16 protein-coding genes are annotated in these 22,663 nt (G+C 71.8%); 1 reads left to right on the forward strand and 15 read right to left on the reverse strand.

The annotated features are described in order from the left end of the window. Positions 1–77 precede the first annotated feature (77 nt). The 11 genes from infB to DEJ33_RS03370 all read right to left on the reverse strand — a co-directional run bounded on the left by infB (position 78) and on the right by DEJ33_RS03370 (position 13,936). Complete coding sequence (gene infB / locus DEJ33_RS03320; protein WP_111077243.1) at positions 78–2,942, reverse strand: translation initiation factor IF-2; 2,865 nt, start codon at positions 2,940–2,942, stop codon at positions 78–80. Between the two features lie 74 nt (positions 2,943–3,016). Continuing rightward, on the reverse strand, positions 3,017–3,397 hold the full coding sequence (locus DEJ33_RS03325) for a YlxR family protein (protein ID WP_309146911.1): 381 nt from the start codon (positions 3,395–3,397) through the stop codon (positions 3,017–3,019). A gap of 33 nt (positions 3,398–3,430) precedes the next feature. Beyond that, positions 3,431–4,426 carry a transcription termination factor NusA gene (gene nusA / locus DEJ33_RS03330; protein ID WP_111043773.1) on the reverse strand — a complete coding sequence of 332 codons (996 nt, stop codon included), beginning with the start codon at positions 4,424–4,426 and terminating at the stop codon, positions 3,431–3,433. Positions 4,427–4,557: 131 nt separating this feature from the next. Beyond that, positions 4,558–6,309 (reverse strand): proline--tRNA ligase, encoded by a 1,752-nt coding sequence (locus DEJ33_RS03335; RefSeq protein ID WP_111043774.1) that lies wholly within the window; start codon positions 6,307–6,309, stop codon positions 4,558–4,560. Between the two features lie 155 nt (positions 6,310–6,464). After that, positions 6,465–7,595 carry a flavodoxin-dependent (E)-4-hydroxy-3-methylbut-2-enyl-diphosphate synthase gene (gene ispG, locus DEJ33_RS03340; protein WP_111077244.1) on the reverse strand — a complete coding sequence of 377 codons (1,131 nt, stop codon included), beginning with the start codon at positions 7,593–7,595 and terminating at the stop codon, positions 6,465–6,467. A gap of 114 nt (positions 7,596–7,709) precedes the next feature. Next, a complete protein-coding gene (locus DEJ33_RS03345) occupies positions 7,710–8,291 on the reverse strand; it encodes a cysteine hydrolase family protein (protein ID WP_111077364.1) in 582 nt (193 codons plus the stop codon). A gap of 53 nt (positions 8,292–8,344) precedes the next feature. Beyond that, positions 8,345–9,865, reverse strand: coding sequence for a cytosine permease (locus DEJ33_RS03350; protein ID WP_111077245.1), 1,521 nt, complete (start codon positions 9,863–9,865; stop codon positions 8,345–8,347). A gap of 79 nt (positions 9,866–9,944) precedes the next feature. Next, on the reverse strand, positions 9,945–11,273 hold the full coding sequence (locus DEJ33_RS03355; RefSeq protein WP_258366075.1) for an RIP metalloprotease: 1,329 nt from the start codon (positions 11,271–11,273) through the stop codon (positions 9,945–9,947). Between the two features lie 94 nt (positions 11,274–11,367). Beyond that, positions 11,368–12,459, reverse strand: coding sequence for a 1-deoxy-D-xylulose-5-phosphate reductoisomerase (gene dxr, locus DEJ33_RS03360; RefSeq protein ID WP_111077247.1), 1,092 nt, complete (start codon positions 12,457–12,459; stop codon positions 11,368–11,370). Between the two features lie 5 nt (positions 12,460–12,464). Further along, a complete protein-coding gene (locus tag DEJ33_RS03365; protein WP_181432807.1) occupies positions 12,465–13,433 on the reverse strand; it encodes an FKBP-type peptidyl-prolyl cis-trans isomerase in 969 nt (322 codons plus the stop codon). Positions 13,434–13,438: 5 nt separating this feature from the next. Beyond that, positions 13,439–13,936, reverse strand: a complete 498-nt coding sequence (locus tag DEJ33_RS03370; protein WP_111077249.1) for an OsmC family protein — start codon at positions 13,934–13,936, stop codon at positions 13,439–13,441. A 51-nt stretch (positions 13,937–13,987) separates the two neighbouring features. Between DEJ33_RS03370 and DEJ33_RS03375 the strand changes: the two genes are divergently transcribed. Then, a complete protein-coding gene (locus DEJ33_RS03375; protein ID WP_111077250.1) occupies positions 13,988–14,974 on the forward strand; it encodes an asparaginase in 987 nt (328 codons plus the stop codon). A 956-nt stretch (positions 14,975–15,930) separates the two neighbouring features. Here the strand turns inward: DEJ33_RS03375 and DEJ33_RS03380 are convergent. From DEJ33_RS03380 to DEJ33_RS03395, 4 genes are all read right to left on the reverse strand, one after another. Next, complete coding sequence (locus tag DEJ33_RS03380) at positions 15,931–17,820, reverse strand: zinc-ribbon domain-containing protein (RefSeq protein ID WP_111077251.1); 1,890 nt, start codon at positions 17,818–17,820, stop codon at positions 15,931–15,933. A 116-nt stretch (positions 17,821–17,936) separates the two neighbouring features. Beyond that, positions 17,937–20,201, reverse strand: coding sequence for a transglutaminase domain-containing protein (locus DEJ33_RS03385; protein ID WP_111077252.1), 2,265 nt, complete (start codon positions 20,199–20,201; stop codon positions 17,937–17,939). A gap of 83 nt (positions 20,202–20,284) precedes the next feature. Then, positions 20,285–21,694 (reverse strand): DUF58 domain-containing protein, encoded by a 1,410-nt coding sequence (locus tag DEJ33_RS03390; RefSeq protein WP_111077253.1) that lies wholly within the window; start codon positions 21,692–21,694, stop codon positions 20,285–20,287. After that, positions 21,691–22,662, reverse strand: coding sequence for a MoxR family ATPase (locus tag DEJ33_RS03395; RefSeq protein ID WP_111077254.1), 972 nt, complete (start codon positions 22,660–22,662; stop codon positions 21,691–21,693). The genes DEJ33_RS03390 and DEJ33_RS03395 overlap by 4 nt, the downstream gene beginning before the upstream one ends. Between the last annotated feature and the right edge of the window lies 1 nt (position 22,663).

The raw sequence follows: 22,663 nt of genomic DNA on the forward strand, positions 1-22,663 counted from the left end.
GGGTTCCTCCTTGCGGAACGGGGTGAGGCCCCGCCTCTCCCGTTCGGGAGAGGCGGGGCCCAGGGTACTCAGTGCGATCAGTCGCGCGGCTTCTCGACCAGTTCAGTGGTCTCGATCTCATCGCCGGGCTGGATGTCGTTGAACTTACCCAGACCGATACCGGCCTCGTAGTCCGTGCGGACCTCGGTGACGTCGTCCTTGAAGCGACGGAGCGACTCGATCGCCAGTCCGTCGGCCACGACCACACCGTCACGGATGACGCGCGCCTTGGCGTTGCGCGTGATCGTGCCGGAGCGGACGATGACACCCGCGATGTTGCCGAACTTGGAGGAACGGAACACCTCGCGGATCTCCGCCACACCCGACTGGACCTCTTCGTACTCGGGCTTGAGCATGCCCTTGAGCGAGTTCTCGATGTCCTCGAGTGCGTTGTAGATGACCGAGTAGAAGCGGACGTCGATGCCTTCACGGGCAGCACGCTCGCGGGCCTTGACGTCCGGACGGACGTTGAAGCCGACGACGATCGCGTTGTCGATCGTGGCGAGGTCGATGTCCGACTCCGTGATCGCACCCACACCGCGGTGCAGGATGCGCAGCTGGACACTGTCGTCCACCTCGATGTCGAGGAGCGACTGCTCGAGTGCCTCGACGGCACCGGAGACGTCACCCTTGATGATGAGGTTGAGCGAGTCGACCTTGCCCTCTTCGAGCGCGCGGGTGAAGTCCTCGAGCGAGATGCGCTTGCGGGCCTTGGCCAGCTGGGCGTTGCGCTGCGCGGCTTCACGCTTCTCGGCGATCTGACGGGCAGTGCGGTCGTCCTCGGTGACGAGGAACGTGTCACCGGCGCGGGGCACCGACGACAGACCCTGCACCTGGACCGGACGGGCAGGCGTCGCGGCCTCGACCAGGTTGCCGTTCTCGTCGGCCATCGCACGGACACGGCCGTACGCCGTGCCGGCGACGATCGCGTCACCGACGTGCAGCGTGCCGGACTGGATGAGGACGGTGGCGACTGCACCACGGCCCTTGTCGAGCCGTGCTTCGATCGCGACGCCTCGGGCGTCCTTGTCGGGGTTCGCACGCAGGTCGAGACCGGCGTCCGCGGTCAGCAGCACCGCGTCCAGGAGGTCCTGGATGCCGATGTTCTGACGGGCGGACACGTCGACGAACATGACGTCGCCGCCGTACTCCTCGGCCACAAGGTTGTACTCGGTGAGCTGCTGACGGACCTTGGCCGGGTTCGCCCCGTCCTTGTCGATCTTGTTCACCGCGACCACGATCGGCACACCGGCCGACTGGGCGTGGTTCAGCGCCTCGATCGTCTGCGGCATGATGCCGTCGTCCGCCGCGACCACCAGGATCGCGATGTCCGTCACCTGTGCACCACGAGCACGCATGGCCGTGAAGGCCTCGTGACCCGGGGTGTCGATGAAGGTGATCGGGCGTTCGATGCCCTCGTGCTCGGTGACAATCTGGTACGCGCCGATGTGCTGCGTGATGCCGCCGGCTTCACCCTCGACGACCTTGGAGTTCCGGATCGCGTCGAGCAGTCGGGTCTTACCGTGGTCGACGTGACCCATGACGGTGACGACCGGGGGACGCTGCTGCAGGACGGAGTCGTCCTCGTCGGCGTACTCGGCGTCGATGTCGATGTCGAAGCCCTCGAGGAGCTCCTTGTCCTCGTCCTCGGGCGAGACGACCTGGATCTTGTAGCCCAGCTCCTCGCCGAGGACCTCGAAGGTCGCCTCGTCGAGGGACTCGGTCGCGGTCGCCATCTCACCGAGGTGGAACAGCACCGTCACCAGGTTGCCGGGGCTCGCGTCGATCTTGTCCGCGAAGTCCGAGATGCTCGCACCGCGACGGAGTCGCACGACCGTGTTGCCGTCACCACGCGGGACCTGCACGCCGCCGAGCGACGGTGCCTGCCGCATCTCGTACTCGGCGCGCTTCGTCCGCTTCGACTTGCGGGCACGGCTCTTGCCGCCACCACGACCGAACGCACCAGCGGTACCCCCACCGGGGCCACGGCCACGGCCGCCACCACCTGCGGGGCGCGGGCCGGTGAACGCGGGACGGGCGAAGCCGCCACCTGCGCCGGCACCGGCACCACCGGGACGGTTGAAGCCGCCGCCGGGGCCACCACGGCCGCCGCCACCCTGGCCCGGGCGCTGCCCGAAGCCGTTCGGACGGTTGTTCTGGCCGGGACCACCGGGGCGCGGAGCACCCGGACGGGGCGCACCGGGACGCGGCGGCTGAGGACGCGGGATGCCGTTGCCGGCACCGGCGGCCGGGCGCTGGCCCATGCCCTGGTTGGAGGCGAACGGGTTGTTGCCGGGGCGCGGCGGACGTGCGCCCATGCCCTGGCTCGACGCGTAGGGGTTGTTGCCGGGACGGGCTCCGGGCTTCGGCCCACCGGGCTTCGGGGCGGAACCGGAACCGGACGGCTTGGTGCCGCCGGGCTTCACGGCGTCGCTGGGACCGGAGTCCTGCTGGTCGCCGTCGGTCTGCTGCGCAGCTGCCTGCTGCTCAGCGGCCTTCTGCTCGGCCGCGGCCTTGCGTGCTGCCTCGGCCTCGGCCTGCCGCTGCGCGACGGACTTCGGGGCGGCGGGAGTCGGCGCACCGTCGACCGGCTGGGCCGCGGGTGCTTCCTCGACGACGGGCTCGGGCGCCGGGGTGGGGCGCTTCGGGCCGGGCTTGGGGCCACCGGGCTTCGGCGCACCGGAACGCGGTGCCGCGGGAGCCTTGGCGGCGGGGGTCGCCGGAGCGGACGACGCGGACGCGCCCTCTGCCTGCAGCGCTGCACGGAGCTTCCGTGCGACGGGGGGTTCGATGCTCGAGCTCGGGCCCTTGACGAATTCGCCGAGTTCCTTGAGCTTCTCCATTGCGGTCTTGCTGTCGACGCCGAGCTCGCTTGCGATCTCGTGTACGCGTGGTTTCGCCACTGTTCTCCTTCACGGGTCCCACCCCGTCAAGGGGCAGGACTCAATGGTTGACGGGTCTCATTTCGAGCCGCTCATCAGTTGTCCATAAGCCGTTCAGCCTGTTCTGTCATGTCCTGGCGCTCGGGAGCTGTGCTGTTCGGGCCATCGGGCCCCAGCCCAGCGAGGTACTCGCGCACCGCGGACGTGTCGGGATCACGCTCCAGCCGGAGCGCACGGCGGAATGCCCTGCGCTTGACGGCCAGTTCGTACGCTTCGACGGTCGGTGTGAGCCATGCACCCCGGCCCGGCATGACTGCCTTCGGATCCGCTACCACGGAACCATCGCTGCGAGCGACGACACGGAGGAGGGAGGATCGGGTTGCGCGACGACGACTGCCGATGCACGTTCTGACGGCGTCCACTCTACTCCTTGACTCCGACGACCGCGATCCGGCGCGCCCGAGGCCTCTCGCCACGAGCGAACCGGACCGCGCCGATGGGGGTGCTGCTCAGTCGTCACCGTCGAGGATCGAGTCCGGCTGGATGTCGATCCGGGCACCGGTCAGCTTCGCGGCGAGACGGGCGTTCTGCCCCTCCTTGCCGATCGCGAGCGACAGCTGGTAGTCCGGCACGAGTGCGCGGACGGCCTTCGTCGAGGCGTCGAGCACGAACGCGCTCGTGACCTTCGCGGGCGACAGGGCGCTGGCGACGAAGGTGGAGAGGTCCGAGGACCAGTCCACGATGTCGATCTTCTCGGCACCGAGCTCGTTCGTCACCGCACGCACGCGGGCGCCGAGTTCGCCGATGCAGGCGCCCTTTGCGTTCACGCCGGGCTCGTTCGCCTTGACCGCCATCTTCGTGCGGTGCCCGGCTTCGCGCGCCAGCGAGGTGATCTCGACGACACCGGAGGCGATCTCCGGGACCTCGAGGGCGAACAGCTTCCGGACCAGGCCCGGGTGCGTCCGCGACACGGTGATCTGCGGCCCCTTGTGGCCACGACCCACGCTCGTCACGTAGACGCGCAGGCGGGTGCCGTGCGCGTAGGTCTCCCCCGGTACCTGCTCTTCGGGCGGCAGGATCGCCTCGACGGTGCCGAGGTCGACCATCACCATCTTCGGGTTCGGTCCCTGCTGCACGATGCCGGCGACGATGTCGCCTTCCTTGCCGCGGAACTCGCCGAGGATCTTGTCGTCGCCGATGTCGCGCAGACGCTGGTTGATGACCTGCTTGGCGGCGAACGCCGCGATCCGGCCGAAGTCGCTCGGCTGATCGACGGACTCGCCGATGACGTTGTCGTCCTCGTCGCGTTCGGGCACGAACACGGACACTTCGCCGGACTTGCGGTCCAGCTCGACCCGGGCCTGGGCGTCGACGGGTTCGTCGTTCTCAGCGCCGTGCTTCTGGTAAGCGGTCAGGATGGCAGATTCGATGATCTGGACGAGCTCGTCGAACGGGATCTCCCGCTCACGCTCCATGAGTCGCAGGACTGCGAGGTCGATCTTCACCGAGGTGCCTCCGTATTCAGATGAGTCACTCCCGCGGATGGAACCGCGCGGAAGCCGTCGTCGATCGTACCGCAGGAATGGCGGAGGCCCGTGGCGGATCCGCCACGGGCCTCGCTTCGGACGCCGGTGTGTCAGATCGCCCGGACCGCCTCGAGCAGTTCCGCGACCGGCAGGTCACGACGCTCACCGGTCGCCCGGTTCCAGAGCTCGACGACGCCGTCGGCAGCGCCGCGCCCCGCGACGACGACGACCGGCATGCCGAGCAGTTCCGCGTCCCGGAGCTTGACGCCCGGCGACACCTTCGGCCGGTCGTCGTAGACCACGTCGAAGCGCTCGCCCTCGAGCTGCGCGACGATCGACTCCGCCAGGTCGTACGCCGTGGCGTCCCGCCCGGTGGCCACCACGTGCACGTCGAACGGGGCGACGTGCTTCGGCCAGGCCAGGCCCTTCTCGTCGTTGTGCGCCTCGGCCAGGATCGCCAAGATGCGGGTCACGCCGATGCCGTACGAGCCCATCGTCACGGTCGCCAGCTTGCCGTTCTCGTCCTGCACCTTCAGCCCGAGCGCCTCGGCGTACTTCCGGCCGAGCTGGAACACGTGACCGATCTCCATGCCCCGAGCGGTCTCGAGCGGACCGGAGCCGTCGGGCGCGGGGTCACCGGCACGGACGTCGGACACCTCGGCGACGCCGTCGGCGACGAAGTCCCGCCCGGCCACCAGGCCGGAGACGTGGACGCCGCGCTCGTTGGCTCCGGTGACCCAGGAGGTGCCGTCCACCACGCGCGGGTCCACGAAGTAGCGCAGGCCGGTCGCACTGTCCGCTCCGAGGACCTGCGGGCCGATGTAGCCCTTGACCAGGCCACGGTGCTTGCGGAAGTCGTCGTCGCCGGCGGCTTCGACCTCGGCCGGGGCGAAGGCGACCTCGGCGCGCTTGAGGTCGACGTCACGGTCGCCGGGCAGGCCGACCACCACGATCTCTCGCGTGCCGTCGAGGTGCGTCAGTGCCAGGACGACGTTCTTCAGCGTGTCCGCCGCGGTCCACGGGGCGCCGTCGCGCGGGGCGACCGCGTTGGCGTGCGCCACGAGCGACTCGATCGTCGGCGTGTCCGACGCCGGCAGCAGCACGGGCTCCGGCAGGCCGTCGACCGGCTTCGCGTCGGGCACCGGGGTGACGTACGCCTCGACGTTGGCCGCGTAGCCGCCGGCACTCCGCACGAAGGTGTCCTCGCCGACCGCGATCGGGTGCAGGAACTCCTCGGACTTCGAGCCGCCCATGGCGCCGGCGTCGGCCTTGACGATGACGTACTCGAGGCCCAGGCGCGCGAAGATCCGCTCGTAGGCGTCGCGCATCACCTGGTAGCTGCGCTCGAGACCAGCGTCGGAGACGTCGAACGAGTAGGCGTCCTTCATCGTGAACTCACGGCCGCGCAGCAGCCCGGCGCGCGGACGGGCTTCGTCGCGGTACTTGTCCTGGATCTGGAAGAGCGTGACGGGGAGGTCCTTGTAGGACGAGTACAGGTCCTTCACGAGGAGCGCGAACATCTCTTCGTGGGTGGGCGCGAGTAGGTAGTCGGAGCCCTTGCGGTCCTGCAGGCGGAACATGCCGTCGCCGTACTCGGTCCAGCGGTTCGTGGCCTCGTAGGGCTCGCGCGGCAGGAGCGCGGGCAGCAGGACCTCCTGCGCACCGGCCGCGACCATCTCGTCGCGGATGATGCCCTCGATCTTCGCGCGGACGCGGAGTCCGAGCGGCAGCCAGGCGAAGATGCCCGGCGACTGGCGGCGGACGTAGCCGGCGCGGACGAGCAGCTTGTGACTCGTCACCTCCGCGTCGGAGGGGTCGTCGCGGAGCGTGCGGAGGAAGAGGTGAGAGAGCCGTGTGACCACGCCGTCAGCCTAGCGGCGCGCGGTCACGACGCGACCCGCCTGTGGACGGCGGGGCCGCGGCGCCGGACCTGTGGCGGAACGGACGGGAGGCCCGTGGCGGTGTCGCCACGGGCCTCCCGTCCAGCAGTCGGCTGCGAACAGCGACCGCGCGGCTGCTAGGGAGTGACGACCAGCGGCTTGCCGGTGCCGGCGGCGGGACCCATCTCGTCGGCGAGACGGTTCGCCTCCTCGATGAGGGTCTGGACGATCTCGGCCTCGGGCACCGTCTTGATGACCTGGCCCTTCACGAAGATCTGGCCCTTGCCGTTGCCCGAGGCGACGCCGAGGTCGGCCTCACGAGCCTCGCCCGGACCGTTCACGACGCAGCCCATGACGGCGACACGCAGCGGCACGGTCATGCCCTCGAGACCCGAGGTGACGTCGTTCGCCAGCTGGTAGACGTCGACCTGCGCGCGGCCACAGCTCGGGCAGGAGACGATCTCGAGCTTGCGCTCGCGGAGGTTCAGCGACTGCAGGATCTGCAGGCCGACCTTCACCTCCTGTGCGGGCGGAGCCGAGAGGGACACACGGATGGTGTCGCCGATGCCCTCGCCGAGCAGGATGCCGAACGCGGTCGCGCTCTTGATCGTGCCCTGGAACTCCGGGCCCGCCTCGGTCACGCCGAGGTGCAGCGGCCAGTCGCCGCGCTCGGCGAGTTGGCGGTACGCCTTGACCATGATGACGGGGTCGTTGTGCTTGACCGAGATCTTGAAGTCGTGGAAGTCGTGCTCCTCGAACAAGGAGGCTTCCCACACGGCCGACTCGACGAGCGCCTCGGGCGTGGCCTTGCCGTACTTCTGCATCAGGCTGGGCTCCAGCGAACCGGCGTTCACGCCGATGCGCAGGGACACGCCCGCAGCCTTCGCGGCGGCGGCGATGGCACCGACCTGGTCGTCGAACTTCCGGATGTTGCCCGGGTTCACGCGCACCGCGGCGCAGCCGGCGTCGATGGCCTGGAAGACGTACTTCGGCTGGAAGTGGATGTCCGCGATCACCGGGATCTGGGACTTCTTGGCGATGATCGGCAGCGCGTCGGCGTCGTCCTGGCTCGGCACGGCGACACGGACGATGTCGCAGCCCGACGCGGTGAGCTCGGCGATCTGCTGCAGGGTCGCGTTGATGTTCGTGGTCGGCGTCGTGGTCATTGACTGCACCGACACGGGGGCGTCGCCACCGACCAGGACCTTGCCGACCCGGATCTGCCGGGACTTGCGACGAGGGGCCAGGGTGTCGGGGGCCTTCGGCATTCCGAGGTTCACTGCGGGCACGTCCCGAACTCTACGCGCTCGTCCGGACAGCACGGTCCGCCGGGACTCAGGCTGGGTCGGCGGCAGCGGCCGTGTGTGCTGCCCGGGTCCGCGTCAGAGCGTGTCGACGACGGTGACGAGCGGGGCGTACAGCCGCATCGCGTCGAGTGCCCGGGCGTGGTCGACGTCGCTCGCGCCGGCACACGCGTCGGCCACCACGGTGACCCGGACGCCCGCATCCGCGGCCGCCAGGGCGGTCGAGAGGACGCAGCAGTCCGTGGAGACCCCGGTGAGCACCAGGTGGCGTCGCTCCGGCCCGGCTCCGGTGTCGGTGTCGGTCTCGGTGTCGGTGACGGTGTCGGTCTCGGTGACGGCCTGGAGGCTCGTCCCCCACTTCCCGAAGGTCGGCTCGGTGACGACGGGGACGGACGACGTCGTGACCCCGCTCGGCGTCCCCGTCGCCGCGAGTGCGGCGAACGGCTCGGTGAGTGCGTACAGCTCGTCGTCGTCCGGGACGAGCGCGAACGGCCAGTCGCGGTAGTACGGCACCCAGGCACCCGTCGGCTCCGCGGGCGCGACGAACCGGGTGACGACGGTGCGACCCGCGAAGCGCGGCAGGAGCCGCTCGATCGCGGCCGAGGCCTCGGCGAACCGCGGTGCCGCCCACGGGCTGTCGCCGGTGAACACCCGCTGCATGTCGATGACGACGAGCCAGGCGTTCGCCGTGTCCACCGCCACGTCCGCTGCCGTCACGGGCGGAGCTCGGCATCCGGCACGCGCGACACCGGCTCGGTGACCGGCAGCGCCTCCTGCCGACGGACGGCGCGGCCGCCGGACAGCAGCGTGCCGAGGAACCCGACGACGAGCGCCACGAGGACCCCGAGGTTGGCGTACGCCCAGGGCCCGGTCACCCCGCCGAGACCGAACGGTCCCAGCAGGAAGCCCTGCCAGTGCACGAGTTCCGCCCCCGGCGTCGAGTTGGTCACGAGCCCCCACCCGAGCACCGAACCGATGACCACCAGCGCGATGGCGGACCACCGGACGCTGCCGTAGCGACCCCGCGGGGTGTCGAGCTCGCCCTCGGCGTAGGCGCGTCGACGGAGCAGGACGTCCGCGACGAACACCCCGCACCATGCGGCGATCGGGACGCCGAGGGTGATGAGGAACGCCTGGAACGGACCGATGAAGTCCGTCGCGAAGAACACCACGAAGACCGCCCCGGCGACCATGAGCACGCCGTCGACACCGGCGGCCACCGGTCGCGGGATCCTGACCCCCGCGCTGAGGAGCGCGAGCCCCGAGGAGTAGATGTCGAGGACTGCTCCGCCCACGAGCCCGAGGATCGCGACCACCGCGAACGGCACGAGGAACCAGGTCGGCATCACCGTCACCAGGGCACCGATCGGGTCCGCCGAGATCGCTGCGTGCAGTTCCTCCGAGGACCCGGCGAGCATCACCCCGATGACGACGAGGACTGCGGGCGCCAGGGCACCGCCGAAGGTCGTCCACCCGACGACCCCGCCGGTGGAGGACGATCGCGGCAGGTAGCGCGAGTAGTCCGCAGCCGCGTTCACCCAGCCGAGACCGAAGCCCGTCATGACGAGGACCAGGGCACCGATGACGTTCTGCGCGCTCCCCGCCGGCAGGGCGGCCAGCGTGCCGAAGTCGATCGAGGGCAGCGCGAGCACCACGTAGACGATCGTCAGCACGCCGGTGACGACGGTGATCCAGGTCTGCATCCGCATGATCACGTCGAAGCCCGCGATGCCGGCCCCGACCACGAGCGCCGCGACGACGACCAGGGCGACGAGCTTCGTCAACACGCCGTCGTCCCAGCCGAGCGCCTGGAACACCGTCGAGGTCGCGAGCACGGCGAGGGCGGCCAGCGCGGTCTCCCACCCGACGGTGAGGACCCAGCTGAGGAAGGACGGCAACCGGTTGCCGTGCACGCCGAACGCGGCACGACTGAGGACCATCGTCGGGGCGGAGCCCCGCTTGCCGGCGATCGCGACCACGCCGCACAGCAGGAACGAGAAGACGACACCGATCACCGAGACCACGGTCGCCTGCGCCAGCGAGATCCCGAAGTCCAGGACGAACGAGCCGTAGGCCAGGCCGAGCACGGAGATGTTGGCGGCGAACCACGGCCAGAACAGCCCGCGCGGACGGCCCTTCCGCTCCGACTCGGTGATCACGTCGATGCCCTGCCGCTCGACGGTGCGGGTCGGGTCGGCGATCGGCCGCTTCGGGGCCGTCGGCTCTGCACTCATGGGGTGAGCGTAGTGGGCGCCGACGGCCTCGTCGTTCCCCCGCTCCCCGGAGCGGTCACGCTGCGCGAGGAGGTCGCCGCTACCCGAAGAGGTCGACCGGTCGGACGATGTCGGCGTAGATGAGGAGCGCGCTCATGCCGGCCAGCAGCACGACGACGACCATCGTCAGCGGCATCGTCTTCGCCAGGTCGATCGGACCGGGGTCGGCCTTGCCGAACAGGCGGAAGGTCCGCCGTTTCACGGCCTCCCAGAGCGCACCCGCGATGTGGCCGCCGTCGAGCGGCAGGAGCGGCACCATGTTGAGCACGAACAGGCCGATGTTCAACGACGCCAGCAGGCCGAGGATCGTGTAGACCTTGTCGACCACGGGGACGCCGCTCATCGACGAGACCGTCCCGATCGCCCGACCGACACCGACGACCGACACCGGGCTGTCCTGCGACCGGGCCTGCGATCCGAAGGCCGCGTTCCACACCGCGACCAGACGCTGCGGCAGGTCGATGATGAGGTGTGCCGATGCGCCGATCTGTGCGCCCGTCGCGGGCAGGACCGCCGCCGGGGACTGGCGCACCAGGGTCTGCCCGATGCTCACTCCCACCACGCCGACACGCTGGGTCTTCGTCGTGCCGTCGCTGTTCTCCGCGACCGTCCCGTCTGCGTCGTAGACGTCCCGGGTGGCCAGGACCGGCGTGACCCGCAGCGTGCGTTCGGTGCCGTCGCGTTCGACGACGACCGGGACGGCCTTGCCGGCGGACCGCTGGAAGGTGTCCGAGACCTGGGTGATCGTGGGGTTCCGCACGCCACCGACGGACAGGACGACGTCGCCGGAGCGGAGGCCGGCCTGCTTCGCGGGCGACACGGCGTCACCGTCCGTGCACGTCGTGCGCGCACTGGTCGGCAGGACGCAGTCGACACTCGACGTGAACGTCGTGGTGGGGGCACCGAAGCCGACGAGCAGGACCCCGAACAGCACGATGCCGATCACCAGGTTCATCGCCGGTCCGGCGACCATCACGATGATCCGCTTCCACGGCGTCAACCGGTAGAACGCGCGGGAGTCGTCACCGCCGGACTCGGCGATCTGCTCGGCGCTGGCCGCCCGGGCGTCCTGCACGAAGGCCGAGTACATGCCGGTGTTCGTGATCTCGCGTCCGGAGGCACGGGGCTTGAGCATCCCGACCATCGAGATGTAGCCGCCGAGCAGGATCGGCCGCAGCCCGTACTCGGTCTCGCCGCGCCGGAAGGACCAGATCGTCTTGCCGAACCCGAGTGAGTACTGGGTCACCTTCACGTTGAAGAGCTTCGCGAAGGCCAGGTGGCCGAGTTCGTGGAGGCCGATCGACACCAGCAGACCGATGACGAAGACGACGACGCCGAGGACGAAGAGCAGGACGGTTCCGACGGTCACCGGCAAAGAGTACGGGACGCTGGCCATGACGGAGCCGTACGCGGGCTGGGTGGCGATGTGAGCCTCCAGAGCGGTGCCGCCCGGGAGGCACGGATCACGCCGTGCGCGACAGGATGCGGTCCGCGGTCTGCCGCGCCCACCGCTCCGCGGCGAGCACACCGTCGAGCGACGGCTCCCCCGCGGTGTGCTCGTCGACGACCCGCACCACCGTGTCGACGATGTCGAGGAACCCGATCGCGCCCGCATGGAACGCGGCGACCGCCTGCTCGTTCGCGGCGTTGAAGACCGCCGGGAACGTCCCGCCGAGGACACCGACGCGCTTGGCGAGGTCGACGGCGCCGAACGCCCGGGTGTCCAGCGGTTCGAAGGTCCAGGTGCTCGCGGTCGTCCAGTCGAGGGGGACGCCGACGTGCGGCACGCGGTCCGGCCACGCCATCCCGAGCGCGATCGGCAGGCGCATGTCCGGCGGCGACGCCTGCGCGATCGTCGAACCGTCGACGAACTCGACCATCGAGTGCACGATCGACTGCGCGTGCACGGTGACGTCGATGCGGTCGTAGGGCACGCCGAACAGCAGGTGCGCCTCGATGACCTCGAGTCCCTTGTTGACGAGCGTCGCGGAGTTCGTCGTGACCACGAGGCCCATGTCCCACGTCGGGTGTGCCAGCGCCTGCGTCGGCGTGACGTCGGCGAGCTCGGCGCGGGTCCGCCCGCGGAAGGGGCCACCGCTGGCGGTCAGGACCAGGCGTCGCACCTCGGCATCGCTGCCCGACCGGAGCGCCTGCGCGATCGCCGAGTGCTCGCTGTCCACTGGGACGATCTGCCCCGGAGCGGCCGCTGCCTGCACGAGTGGACCGCCGACGATCAGACTCTCCTTGTTGGCCAGCGCCAGCGTCGCGCCCGTCTCGAGGACCGCGAGGGTCGGGCCGAGCCCCACCGAACCGGTGATGCCGTTGAGGACGACGTCCGCCTCGACGCTCCGGACCAACCGTTCGGCGTCGGCGGCCCCGAGGGCGGTCTCGCGGACCCCGAACCGGTCGGCCTGCTCCGCGAGGGCGCCGGCGTTGCTGCCCGCCGTCAGGCCGACGACCTCGAAGCGTTCGGGGTTCCGTTCGATGACGTCCAGCGCCTGGGTCCCGATCGATCCGGTGCTGCCGAGGAGGACGACGCGGCGGCGGGCGGGCATCGGGCTCAGCCCTTGGCGAGCAGGTCGACCACGAACACCAGGGTGGCGTTGGCCGGGATGCCCGAGCCCTCGGGCGGGTTCGCGCCGTAGCCGTCTTCCGGGGTGACGACGATCATGACCTGGGAGCCGATCTTCTGGCCGACCAGACCCTTGACGAAGCCGGGGATCAGGCCGCTGTTCGAGATGGTGAACGTGGTCGGGGAGCCCTTCGACCACGAGGAGTCGAACTCCTTGCCGCCCTTGTAGGCGACGCCCTTGTACTGGACGAGCGCGGTGTCGCCGTCCTTGATCGTGTCGCCGTCACCCTGCTTGATGACCTCGGCGGTGGTCTTCGTCGGCGCGGCCGTGTCGGGGATCGTGATCGTCGGCTCGCCCTTCGCGCCGTCCTTGACGGTCGGCAGCTTCGGGTCCTGGTCCTTCGGTGTGCCGGTCGCCTTGGTCGGGGTCTGCTCGACCACGTCCGCCACGACGACGATGGAGCCGCTCGTGTTGAAGCCGAGTGCCGCCGCCTGACCGACCACGGCGACGCGGTCACCGACCTTCGCGCACGACAGGATGGCGCCGAAGCCGGTGCCACCGACGGAGAGGACCTGCGGGTTGCCCTGGTCGAACCCGACCGTGACGAGGTTCTTCGCGTCCTTCGCGTTGTAGGCGCTGTAAGCGACCTGCACGAAGTCGCCCTCGGCGAGGGAAGCGCCTGTGCCCTTCACGACCCGGGTGGCCTGCGGCGGGTCTGCCGTCAGGCCCTTGTCGAACGTGACCTTCGGTGCCGCCGAGCCACCGACCGCTCCGGTGGCCTCCACGGAACCCGAGGCCTTGCCGGGCTTCGGGCACGAGGTGATCGGCGTCGGGGTCGAACTCGGGGCGGAGGTGGCTGATGCCGAGGGGTCCGACGAGCCGGAGCCGGAGCAGGCCGCGAGGCCGAGGATCACGGCGGGCACGAGGGCGAGGGGGAGCAGACGGAGACGCTTCACGCGTCTCATCCTGCCGCACCCACTGATGCGTCGGCTCCGAGTACCAGGATCTCGGCCTCGTGATGGACCGGGAACGCGACGGAGCGGGCGATGAAGCAGAGGCGGTTCGCCTCGGCGTGCGCCGCGCGGGCATCCTCGACGCGGTCGTCCTCGCGGATGGTGACGACGGGGCGGAGGACCGTCCCCGTCAGCTCGCCGGAGCCGTCGCGGTGCACGTCGAGGCTCGCCGTGGCTCGGTCCCGGTAGTCGACCACCGTGATGCCGAGGGTCGAGGCGACGTACAGGTAGCTGAGCATGTGGCACTGGCTCAGTGCCGCCAGGAGCATCTCCTCCGGGTTCCACCGGTCTCGGTCACCACGGAAGGTCGGGTCGGCGCTGCCGAGGACGTCGGGCTTGCCCGCAGCGGTGACCACGTGGTCTCGGCCGTAGTCGCGGTACCCGCTCGTGCCGGTCCCCCGGTCGCCGGTCCAGCGCACGGACACCTCGTAGGAGTGGTCGGTCATCGGCGGTCCCTTCGTCGCGGTGCGCGGTCCGTTGGTCGGTAGGCTCGCGGGATGCGCGCGGCTCCCAGCACCGACCGTCATCCTCTCACCGTCGACGGGTCCGTCGAGCTGGCGGTCCTCGACCGTTCCGGCTTCGACGAGAGTCGGCACATCGGGGCCGGAGTGGTCGTGGCTGCCGACGGCACGGTCATCGACGCGGTCGGTGACGCCGTGGCGAGCATCTACCCCCGCTCGACGATGAAGCCGTTCCAGGCGCTGGCGATCCGCCGTGCCGGAGCGCTCTTCGCGGGGGACGAGCTCGTGATGACGACCGCGAGTCACGCCGGGACCCCGTCCCACCAGTCACTGGCGCTGCGCATGCTCGAACGCTTCGACCACCGCGAGGACGACCTCGGGTGCCCACCGGACCTGCCCTTCGACCGGGAGAGCGCGCGCGGCATGGACGGTCCGCGACGTCTGGCGATGAACTGCTCCGGCAAGCACGCCGGGATGCTCGCTGCCTGCCGCGTGCACGGATGGGACGCGGCGACGTACCTCGACATCGACCACCCCCTCCAGCGTGCGGTGCGCAGCACCGTCGAGGACGTGACCGGAGAGGTCGTCGACGTCGTCGGCACCGACGGGTGCGGCGCGCCGGTGTTCCCGCTCACGCTCACCGGCCTGGCGCGCGGCATCGCGGGCGTGGTGGCCCGCGCGGACGACGACACGGCAGCGCTGACCGACGCGGTGCTGGCGAACGCGTGGGCGATCGACGGCGTGGGCCGGGCGAACACCGTGACGATCGAGCGGCTCGGCGTCCTGGCCAAGCTCGGTGCCGAGGGCGTGATGGTGATGGGCGTGCCCCAGGGGCCTGCCGTCGCGGTCAAGGTGCTCGACGGTTCGCTCCGCGCCGGCACGCTGGCGGCACTGACGCTCCTCGTGCGCAACGGACTCGTCGACGCCGCGGCCGCGGACGAGGTCCTCGCCACGACCGGCGAACGGGTGCTCGGCGGCGGCGTACCCGTCGGCGCGGTCCGCGTCGGCTCGGGCCTGCACTGAACCGGGATCCGCGCTGAGTCCTCCCCCGGGTCCGGGGCGCGGGGGACGTCGTGACGGTTCGGGATGACGAGCAGCGGCAGCGTCGGGGACACCGCGACACCGACGGCTTCCGCCGAACCGTCGGACAGCCGATGCCGGAGACGGCACCCGTACCGCGTGACGTCGACGACGGCGGTCCACCGACGTGGTGACGTCGCCGTGCTCGGGACCAGGACGACCGATGCCCGACGGCGGCCGTCCGGGTCCAGGAGCGCAGCCGCTGCGGTCCCCTCGGGCATGCCGCTGCGGACGACGCGCCGGCCGAGGACAGCGACGTCAGCGCTGACGCGCAGCGACGCCGATCCGGCGAACGGGTCGACGAGGTCCCGGTCGGCGTGCCGACGGCGGAGCTGGTCGAGCTGGTCCACCAGGCCGGTGAAGACGGCCCGAGCGAGCGCGCCGGTGCCGCACACGACGATCCCGTCGGTGGGGTCGAGCCGGACGAGCGCACCGCTGCTCGTGCGACCGACGACGACGAAACCGTCCGTTGCGTCGTCCGGCACTCGACCGTCGTCCAGGTCCGCGTCCCGCGCTGGGCCGGGACTCGCGACGGCCTCTTCGCGGGCATCGACGGACTCGCCGCGCTCGTCACCGGCACCCGCATCGGCACCGGCATCACCATCGGCACCGGGCGGGACGACGACCACCGGAGGCTCACCGTCGTGTCCTCGGGACCGCACCGAGAGCCCGACGAGCGTGCACACCGTCGCCGCGCAGCACAGGGCCGGCACGCTGCCGTTCGGCACGACCAGCGTCCCGGCGAGGATGAGGACCGCCACCGTCACGGCGACGCGACGTGCTGCACGAGGTTCCATGTCCCCCATCACAGCGCTGACACGCACCCGCCGCGGGTCCCCGACCAGGACTGTGGAGAACCGGGGGGCGAACGCGTCACTGTGGACAGGCGGCCGCGGACGTCACTGCAGCAGGAAGAACTGCTCCCCCACGTCCACGCGAGCACCGCGCTCGACCCGGTACCGGCGCCCCGGCTCGCAGCGGCGGATCGACCCGTCGATGTGCCGGACCACCGTGCCGTTGCCCGAGTAGCGGTCGGACACCCAGAGGTCGTCGCCGTCGCGCCCGAGTTCCAGGTGGGTCTTCGACACGGACTTGCCGGGGTCGCGGATGGTCAGCAGGTCGTCGAACCGTTCACCGGCCTCCGGGCGCGGCAGCCGCCCGAGGAGCGCCGACCCGTGGACGCCGAGCCGCTCACCGGTGCTGAAGTGCAGCAGGAACGGGGCGTGTTCGGCGGTACGGGACACGATGCGCGTCTCTTCGACGTCCTCGTCCTCGTCCGCGTCGAACGCCGGGCCGTCCGGCCTTCCGCCGTCCGGCGCTCCGTCGACGGGCGTTCCGCCGTCCGCAGCCTCGTCCAGGAGTCCGACAGGGGGCAGGGGTGCAGCAACCGGCGGCTGCCGGGGTGCGACGGGCGGGAGTGGCGCCGCGGAGGCGACGGGGGCCTCTTGGTCGACCGTGACGTCGCCGCTGTCGCTGTCGCTGTGCGCCGGACCGGGGTCCGGCGCGTCGTCGAGAACACCAGCGTCGTCGACGACGGGCTGGCCAGCCGCGGTCTCGACCGGGTCGTGCTGATCCGCAGCAGGTCCGTCCGCGACGGACTCGTCGGGAACGGGCTCGTCGGCAACTGGCCCGCCGACCACGGGCTCGTCGGCGACGGGCTCATCGGTGACGGCCTCGTCGACGACGGGCTCATCGGCGACGGCCTCGTCGACGACGGGCTCGTGGGTGCCGGGGTCACCCGCACCGTCGCGGTCCTCGGTCAGCTCGTGCGCGTCGGAGACGGCGCTGCGGAGTGCGTCCTCGTCAGCGGCCCAGTCCGGCCGGGTGAGCGGCAGGGGCATCACGGGACCGGTGAACGCCGCGGTGACGGCGGGTCGGACGGATCCGCACTCCTCGCAGAAGATGTCGTCGGGCTCGAGAGCGTGCCCGCACACGTGGCAGGTCGCACTCTGGCTCCCCGGTGCCACGAGCGGAGCGGGGCGGGGCGCGCGCCGCTCGAGGACCGGCTGGAACGCCGCGGTGTCACCGGGCCGGGGAGCGTCGTCGGACTCGCCGGCACCCGATCCGTCGGCGTCGTCCGAGGACGTCGGCGTGGCCGTGACCGCAGCCGAGGGGGCACGACCGATCCACCAGGACGGTCCGGCCGGCGGAGCGGCCGGGGTCGTCTGCGGTTCCCAGACCGGGACGTCAGCGGAGGGACCGGCCGAGTCGGCGGCGTCCGGTTCGAGGGGGGCCCAGGCGGCGGTGCGCTGGACCTCCGGGTCGTCCTGCGGGGCGACGGCCTCGGAGGGGAAGGCGTCGGGATCGAGTGTCGGCTCCGTGGGCGTCTCTGCACCGGCGGGGCGTCCGGTCCAGTCGCCGAGACCGGTGCCGGCGCCGTGCACGTGGCTGGGGGCACCGCGCGGCGTCAGGTCCGGGCGCGGAGTGACCGAGCCGGACGACGACCCCGCGTCGGGGGCGTCACCGGCACCAGCACCAGCACCAGCACCGGCACCGGCACCGGCACCAGCCGAGCCGGTCGCTGCCGGGGCGGGTCGCGCACGATCGGCGCCGGTCAGCCAGGCGCGGGTCGCGGGGTCGAGCGTCGACTCCGGGAGCCAGGTGTCGTCGCTCGTCTCGGGCGGGCGGCCGTGCGCGTCGGGTTGCTGCAGCGGTGGCGGGGTGGCGCGGTCGGCGGCTTCGACGGGTGCAGTGCGGCGAGCTGCCGAGGTCGTGACGGCTCGTCCGCACTCACCGCAGAAGATCGCTCCGTCGGGGAGCGCCGATCCGCAGTGTTCGCATCTGATCACAGGGTGCCTCTGTCCTCGTCCGGCCGTCCGCGAGGTGCCTCCGGCCTCGGGACATCGTAGTCACCGCCGATCGGAGCACTCTCCGACCGCTCCCGACGGCGACGTGGCACGGCCGCTCACCGCCGGAGCGACCGCAGCGACGTCGCCGCGCGGAACCGGGCGCGCCGGTCACGCCCGGCGCGCAGCGCGGCGATCGCCCCGTCCGCCGCCGCCCAGGTCCGGTCGGCGACGGCGTCGTCGACGTCGCTCGGCCCGAAGACGGCCGCATCGGCGTCGGCGGCGATCCCCGCGCCGGCCTCCCCGGGTGCAGCTGCACCGACCTCGCGGCGGGTCGCCGACGGGGCGACGTCGTGTCCGCCGTCGAGCAGGGCGTCCCGGTACTCGTCCCAGGCACCGACCACGCGCGCCCGGGGATCCGGTGCTCGTCTCCGCCGTCGACGACGGAGACGCTTGGCCAGCACGACGGTGGCGATCGGCAGCAGCACGAGTGCGAGGAGCCCGAGGACCCCGAGCGCCCACGGCAGCACGGCGAGCAGGATCTGCAACCACACCGGCTGCGTCGGCGGGGTGTCACGGTCCGCCTGCGGTGGTGTCTGCTCGTCCTGGTCGAGCTGCTGGGCCGGCGGCGGCGGGACGACGGTCTCCGGCCGTGTCACGGGCTGCGGCGTCTGGTCGGACTGGTCCGGGATCTCGCGGACCGCCGGGTTCGGGTCGAGCATGACCCATCCCCACTGCGCCGTGTCCACCTCGATGCGTGCGGTGACGTCCGAACCGCGGAAGGTGGTCCGGCCGGTGGTCGCCTCGCTGGTCGTGTCCCGCGCACCGGAGTCGCCACCGGGCGCGAACCCGAGGACGACCCGCGCGGGGAAACCGATCTCCTGGGCCATCAGAGCAGCGGCGACGGCGTACTGCTCCTGGTCCCCCACCATCGGCACCGCGGTGAGGAGTTCCGTGATCCGGTCGGCGCCGTGTCCGCTCCGGCTCGGACGGTCGTCGCCGACGCCGTGACTGACGTAGCCGTTGCGGTGCAGGGCCTGCAGGGCCGCGAGCAACTGTGCCCCGTCGCTCGTGTCCGCGTCGCTGTCGGCGCCCACGGCGTCCTGCACCGCAGCGGGGACGTCACGCGGAGTCGGGACGACCGCATCACCCGGTCGTGCGTCGCGGAGTTCGTCCTCGGTCGGCTGCTCGGGGAGCACAGCCGACAGCGTGTACCGGGTCCGGTCGCTCACGCCGTCGACGACCGCCGCGGTGCCGGTGGAGCGGTTGTAGAAGAAGGCGGTCCGCTCGCGATCGGCGTCCGGGCCGCGGAACGACACCGACGTCAGTTCTCCGACCGTCGGCAGCCAGACGCCCCGGTACCCGTCCACGGTCACCGCGACCCGGACGGCGGTCCCCCGGACGTCGCGTGTGTCCACCGTGGTCGGGACGCGCTCGAACGAGCCGGATGCCGCGTCGCCGTCCGGCCCGCCGACGCGGTAGACGACGCCGTCGTAGCTGTCGAGGGTGGCGATCCGCACGAACCCGCCGGCGGGCAGTCCGGTGACCGTGAGCTGCGGCTGGTCGGCCCGACCGCGTTCCTCGTAGGCGCGGAACCCGCTCAGCGGGCTGACCTGGTCACGCGGGTCGAAGGGCTTGACGACGCCGCTCCGCGCGACCGTGCGGGTGCCGGCAGGCGGTGCCACGAAGCCGAGTCCGGTCGCGACGACCGCCGCCGCGGCGATCGTGGCCGTGCCGACCAGCGCCGGCCGGACGACGGCACGGGCGATCGGGATGCGGGTACCGGTGGTCGCCGCGACGGTCGCCGCACGGCGGAGGTGCCGGACGGTCAACGCCCACACGAGCGCGATCCCCGTCAGCAGGACCCCGAGCCAGACGGACGTCTCGAGCCGGGTCGGACCGAAGACCGTGCCGGTCACGAAGAGCGCCAGTGCGGGCAGGCTGGCCAGTTCCGGACGGGAGGCACGGGTCGCGATGCTCACGCCGACGACCGTCACGAGGAGCACGGACACGAAGTACGGCACGAGGAGCGCCTCGTAGGACCCGACCGGCAGGCTGATCGTCAGGAGCTGCCGCCACCCGAGGGCGACGCCGCTGAACAGGTCGACCAGCCCGGGCACCGTCGGGAGCGGGCCGTCCGCCCCACCGGGTACGGCCGCGGGCACCCCCGTCGCCGCGAACCCGACGACGGTCGCGATCGACACGACCGCGGCCGGGAGGCGCATCCCGGCCCCCAGGAGCGCCACCACCGAACCGACCACCACCGCGGTGGCCCCCGCGGACACCATGGCGGCGTCACGGTGGATCGGCCACCACGCCGCACTCGCGAGTGCCACGAGGAGCCAGACGGCCAGGGTGCCCGCGACGAGACGCAGCGGTGCCACACGACGACGACGGGCTGCGCGCGCGCCGGAACGAGGACCGGAGCGGGCCACGGGAGGACGCGGGGACCGGCGCTCGTCGGCCGTCACACGGAGACCGATCGCTGCAGTGCGTGGCGGAGGTCCTCGAGGTACCCCACCGTCATGATCGTCAGGCCACCGACGCGCACCGACCGGGGCACGGCCTCCGGCTCGCAGACCACGGCGACGACCTCGACCCCGACCGGGAACCGGGTCGCCGCGAGGCGGAGGGCCGGCACGCCGACGGTCGACCCGACGACCAGGAACGCGACCGAGATCCCGGGGGTGTCGCGCCCGACGATGCGCGCGACCTCGGCGATCGGCAGGCAGGCGTCCGCCAGCCCGACCCGGGCGAACGCGTCGAGCAACCGGGTCGGTGTGACGGTCGGCATCGGGTGCACGGCACGGACGGCGCGCTTGGCGAACTCCGGGGTCCGTTCCGAGACCGCCACCGTGACCTCACGGCCGTCCCGGACGGCTCGGGTGCCGAGCGACGCGGCCACGCTGACCGCGAGCTCGAACTCGTCGTCGTCGGCGAACTCGGCGCGGGCGACGCCGAGCGCGACGACCAGGTGCGAGCGTCGGGTGTCCTCGAACTGTCGCACCATGAACGCGCCGGTCTTCGCCGTCGACTTCCAGTGGATCGTCCGCGGGTCGTCGCCCGGCATGTACTCGCGGATCGCGTGGAACGCGATGTCCGCGGGTGAGAGGTCGGTGGTCGCCTGCCCCTCGAGGTCGCGGACCAGCCCGGTGCTCGTCGACGGGATCGCGATCGTCCGCGGGTGCACGATGACCTGCTCACGCGTGGTCCACACGACCTCCCGGCGGACCAGGCCGACCGGGTCCGCACGGACACCCGTCACCGGTCCCACGTCGAGGACCCCTCGGCGGACGGTCGGGACCGCGACGTGCTGCTCGAAGGTGCCTCGCGGCGGTACCGCGGGGATCGTGACGTCGACGAGTCCGACCCCGACCGGCACCTCGACCGTCGTCGGGACGGTCGGCAGGCGCGTGGGGTTCTCGGCGGTGATCGTCACCCCGGCGTCGGCCCCGACGACCACGCGGTGCTGCGGTGGGGTCATCCGGATGAGCAGCCGGGACCGGCCGAGGAGCGCGATCGCCGCCACCACCACCAGGACCGCCCCCGCCCACCCGACGACCACGACCTCGCGGAGCCCGGAGCGGTACCCCGCGACGAACGCGACGATCGTCAGGACGACCGCGGTCCATCCGAGGCCCGTCACGACGGAGGCGACGTCGTCCCGGACACGGATGACGAGCCTCCCGGCCGTACGCCACGCGCGGACCACACCGACCACGGCGTCAGCGGCGACGTCCTCGCGGTCACCGACGAGACGGGTCCGGACGTTGGTGGGTCCGGCGACCGTCCGGGTGCCCTCCTGGGTGGCCGCCCGACGCGACCGTGTCGCCAGGGGCCGCCGGGACCGCGTCCCGGCGGGACGGTGGTCCGTCATCGCGGGACCCGGTCGGCCGGTGGTGGCGTGTCGACGAGCAGCTGCGCGACGACGCTCGAGGCACTGACGCCGTCGAACTCGGCCTCCGGATCGAGCACCATGCGGTGCGCGAGGACCGGCTCGGCGAGTGCCTTCACGTCGTCGGGCGTGACGTAGTGCCGACCGTTGACGGCGGCGAGGACGCGGCTCGCGCGCATCAGGCCCATCGCTCCGCGCACACTGACGCCGAGTCGGACCTCGGGCGCGGCCCGGGTGCCGTCCACCAGGCGCGCGACGTAGTCGGCGATCACCGGGTCGACGTGCACGGTGCGGGCGAGAGCGGCCATCTCGGTGACGGTCGCCGCGGGCACCACGCTCGCGACGGGGACCGCCGCGGATGGCGCCGCGGACGTCTCGAGGATCCGGACAGTCGCCGCGTGGTCCGGGTAACCGATCGACGTCTTCATGAGGAACCGGTCGAGCTGCGCCTCCGGCAGGCGGTAGGTGCCGGCCTGCTCGATCGGGTTCTGGGTGGCGACGACCATGAACGGCTGCGCCAGCCGGTGGGTGACGCCGTCCACGGTGACAGCGGACTCCTCCATCGCCTCGAGCAACGCCGACTGGGTCTTCGGGCTCGCGCGGTTGATCTCATCGGCCAGGACGATGTTCGCGAACACCGGGCCACGGTGGAACTCGAACGCCTGCGCACGCTGGTCGTACACGCTGATGCCGCTGATGTCGCCGGGCAGCAGGTCCGGGGTGAACTGGACACGGTTCGTCGACCCCTGCACGCTCTGGGCGAGGGCGCGCGCCAGGCTGGTCTTGCCGGTCCCCGGGACGTCCTCGAGGAGCAGGTGCCCCTCGCTGAGCATCGCGGTGACGGCGAGGCGGATCACGAACGTCTTCCCGAGGAGCACCTGCTCGACGTTGGTCACGATGCGGCCGGCGACGTCGGCGAACCAGGTGGCCTGCTCCGGGGTCATGCTCATG

It is taken from the genome of Curtobacterium sp. MCPF17_047 (assembly GCF_003234045.1).
Lineage (GTDB): Bacteria > Actinomycetota > Actinomycetes > Actinomycetales > Microbacteriaceae > Curtobacterium.

What these genes read in the sequence shown, in the direction of transcription:
- DEJ33_RS03345 (WP_111077364.1), bottom strand. Translation starts at nt 8,291, where the DNA reads ATGCAGCGGGTGTTCACCGGCGACAGCCCGTGGGCGGCACCGCGGTTC.
- DEJ33_RS03395 (WP_111077254.1), bottom strand. Translation starts at nt 22,662, where the DNA reads ATGAGCATGACCCCGGAGCAGGCCACCTGGTTCGCCGACGTCGCCGGC.
- dxr (WP_111077247.1), bottom strand. Translation starts at nt 12,459, where the DNA reads ATGCCCGCCCGCCGCCGCGTCGTCCTCCTCGGCAGCACCGGATCGATC.
- DEJ33_RS03350 (WP_111077245.1), bottom strand. Translation starts at nt 9,865, where the DNA reads ATGAGTGCAGAGCCGACGGCCCCGAAGCGGCCGATCGCCGACCCGACC.
- DEJ33_RS03370 (WP_111077249.1), bottom strand. Translation starts at nt 13,936, where the DNA reads ATGACCGACCACTCCTACGAGGTGTCCGTGCGCTGGACCGGCGACCGG.
- ispG (WP_111077244.1), bottom strand. Translation starts at nt 7,595, where the DNA reads ATGCCGAAGGCCCCCGACACCCTGGCCCCTCGTCGCAAGTCCCGGCAG.
- DEJ33_RS03390 (WP_111077253.1), bottom strand. Translation starts at nt 21,694, where the DNA reads ATGACGGACCACCGTCCCGCCGGGACGCGGTCCCGGCGGCCCCTGGCG.
- DEJ33_RS03375 (WP_111077250.1), top strand. Translation starts at nt 13,988, where the DNA reads ATGCGCGCGGCTCCCAGCACCGACCGTCATCCTCTCACCGTCGACGGG.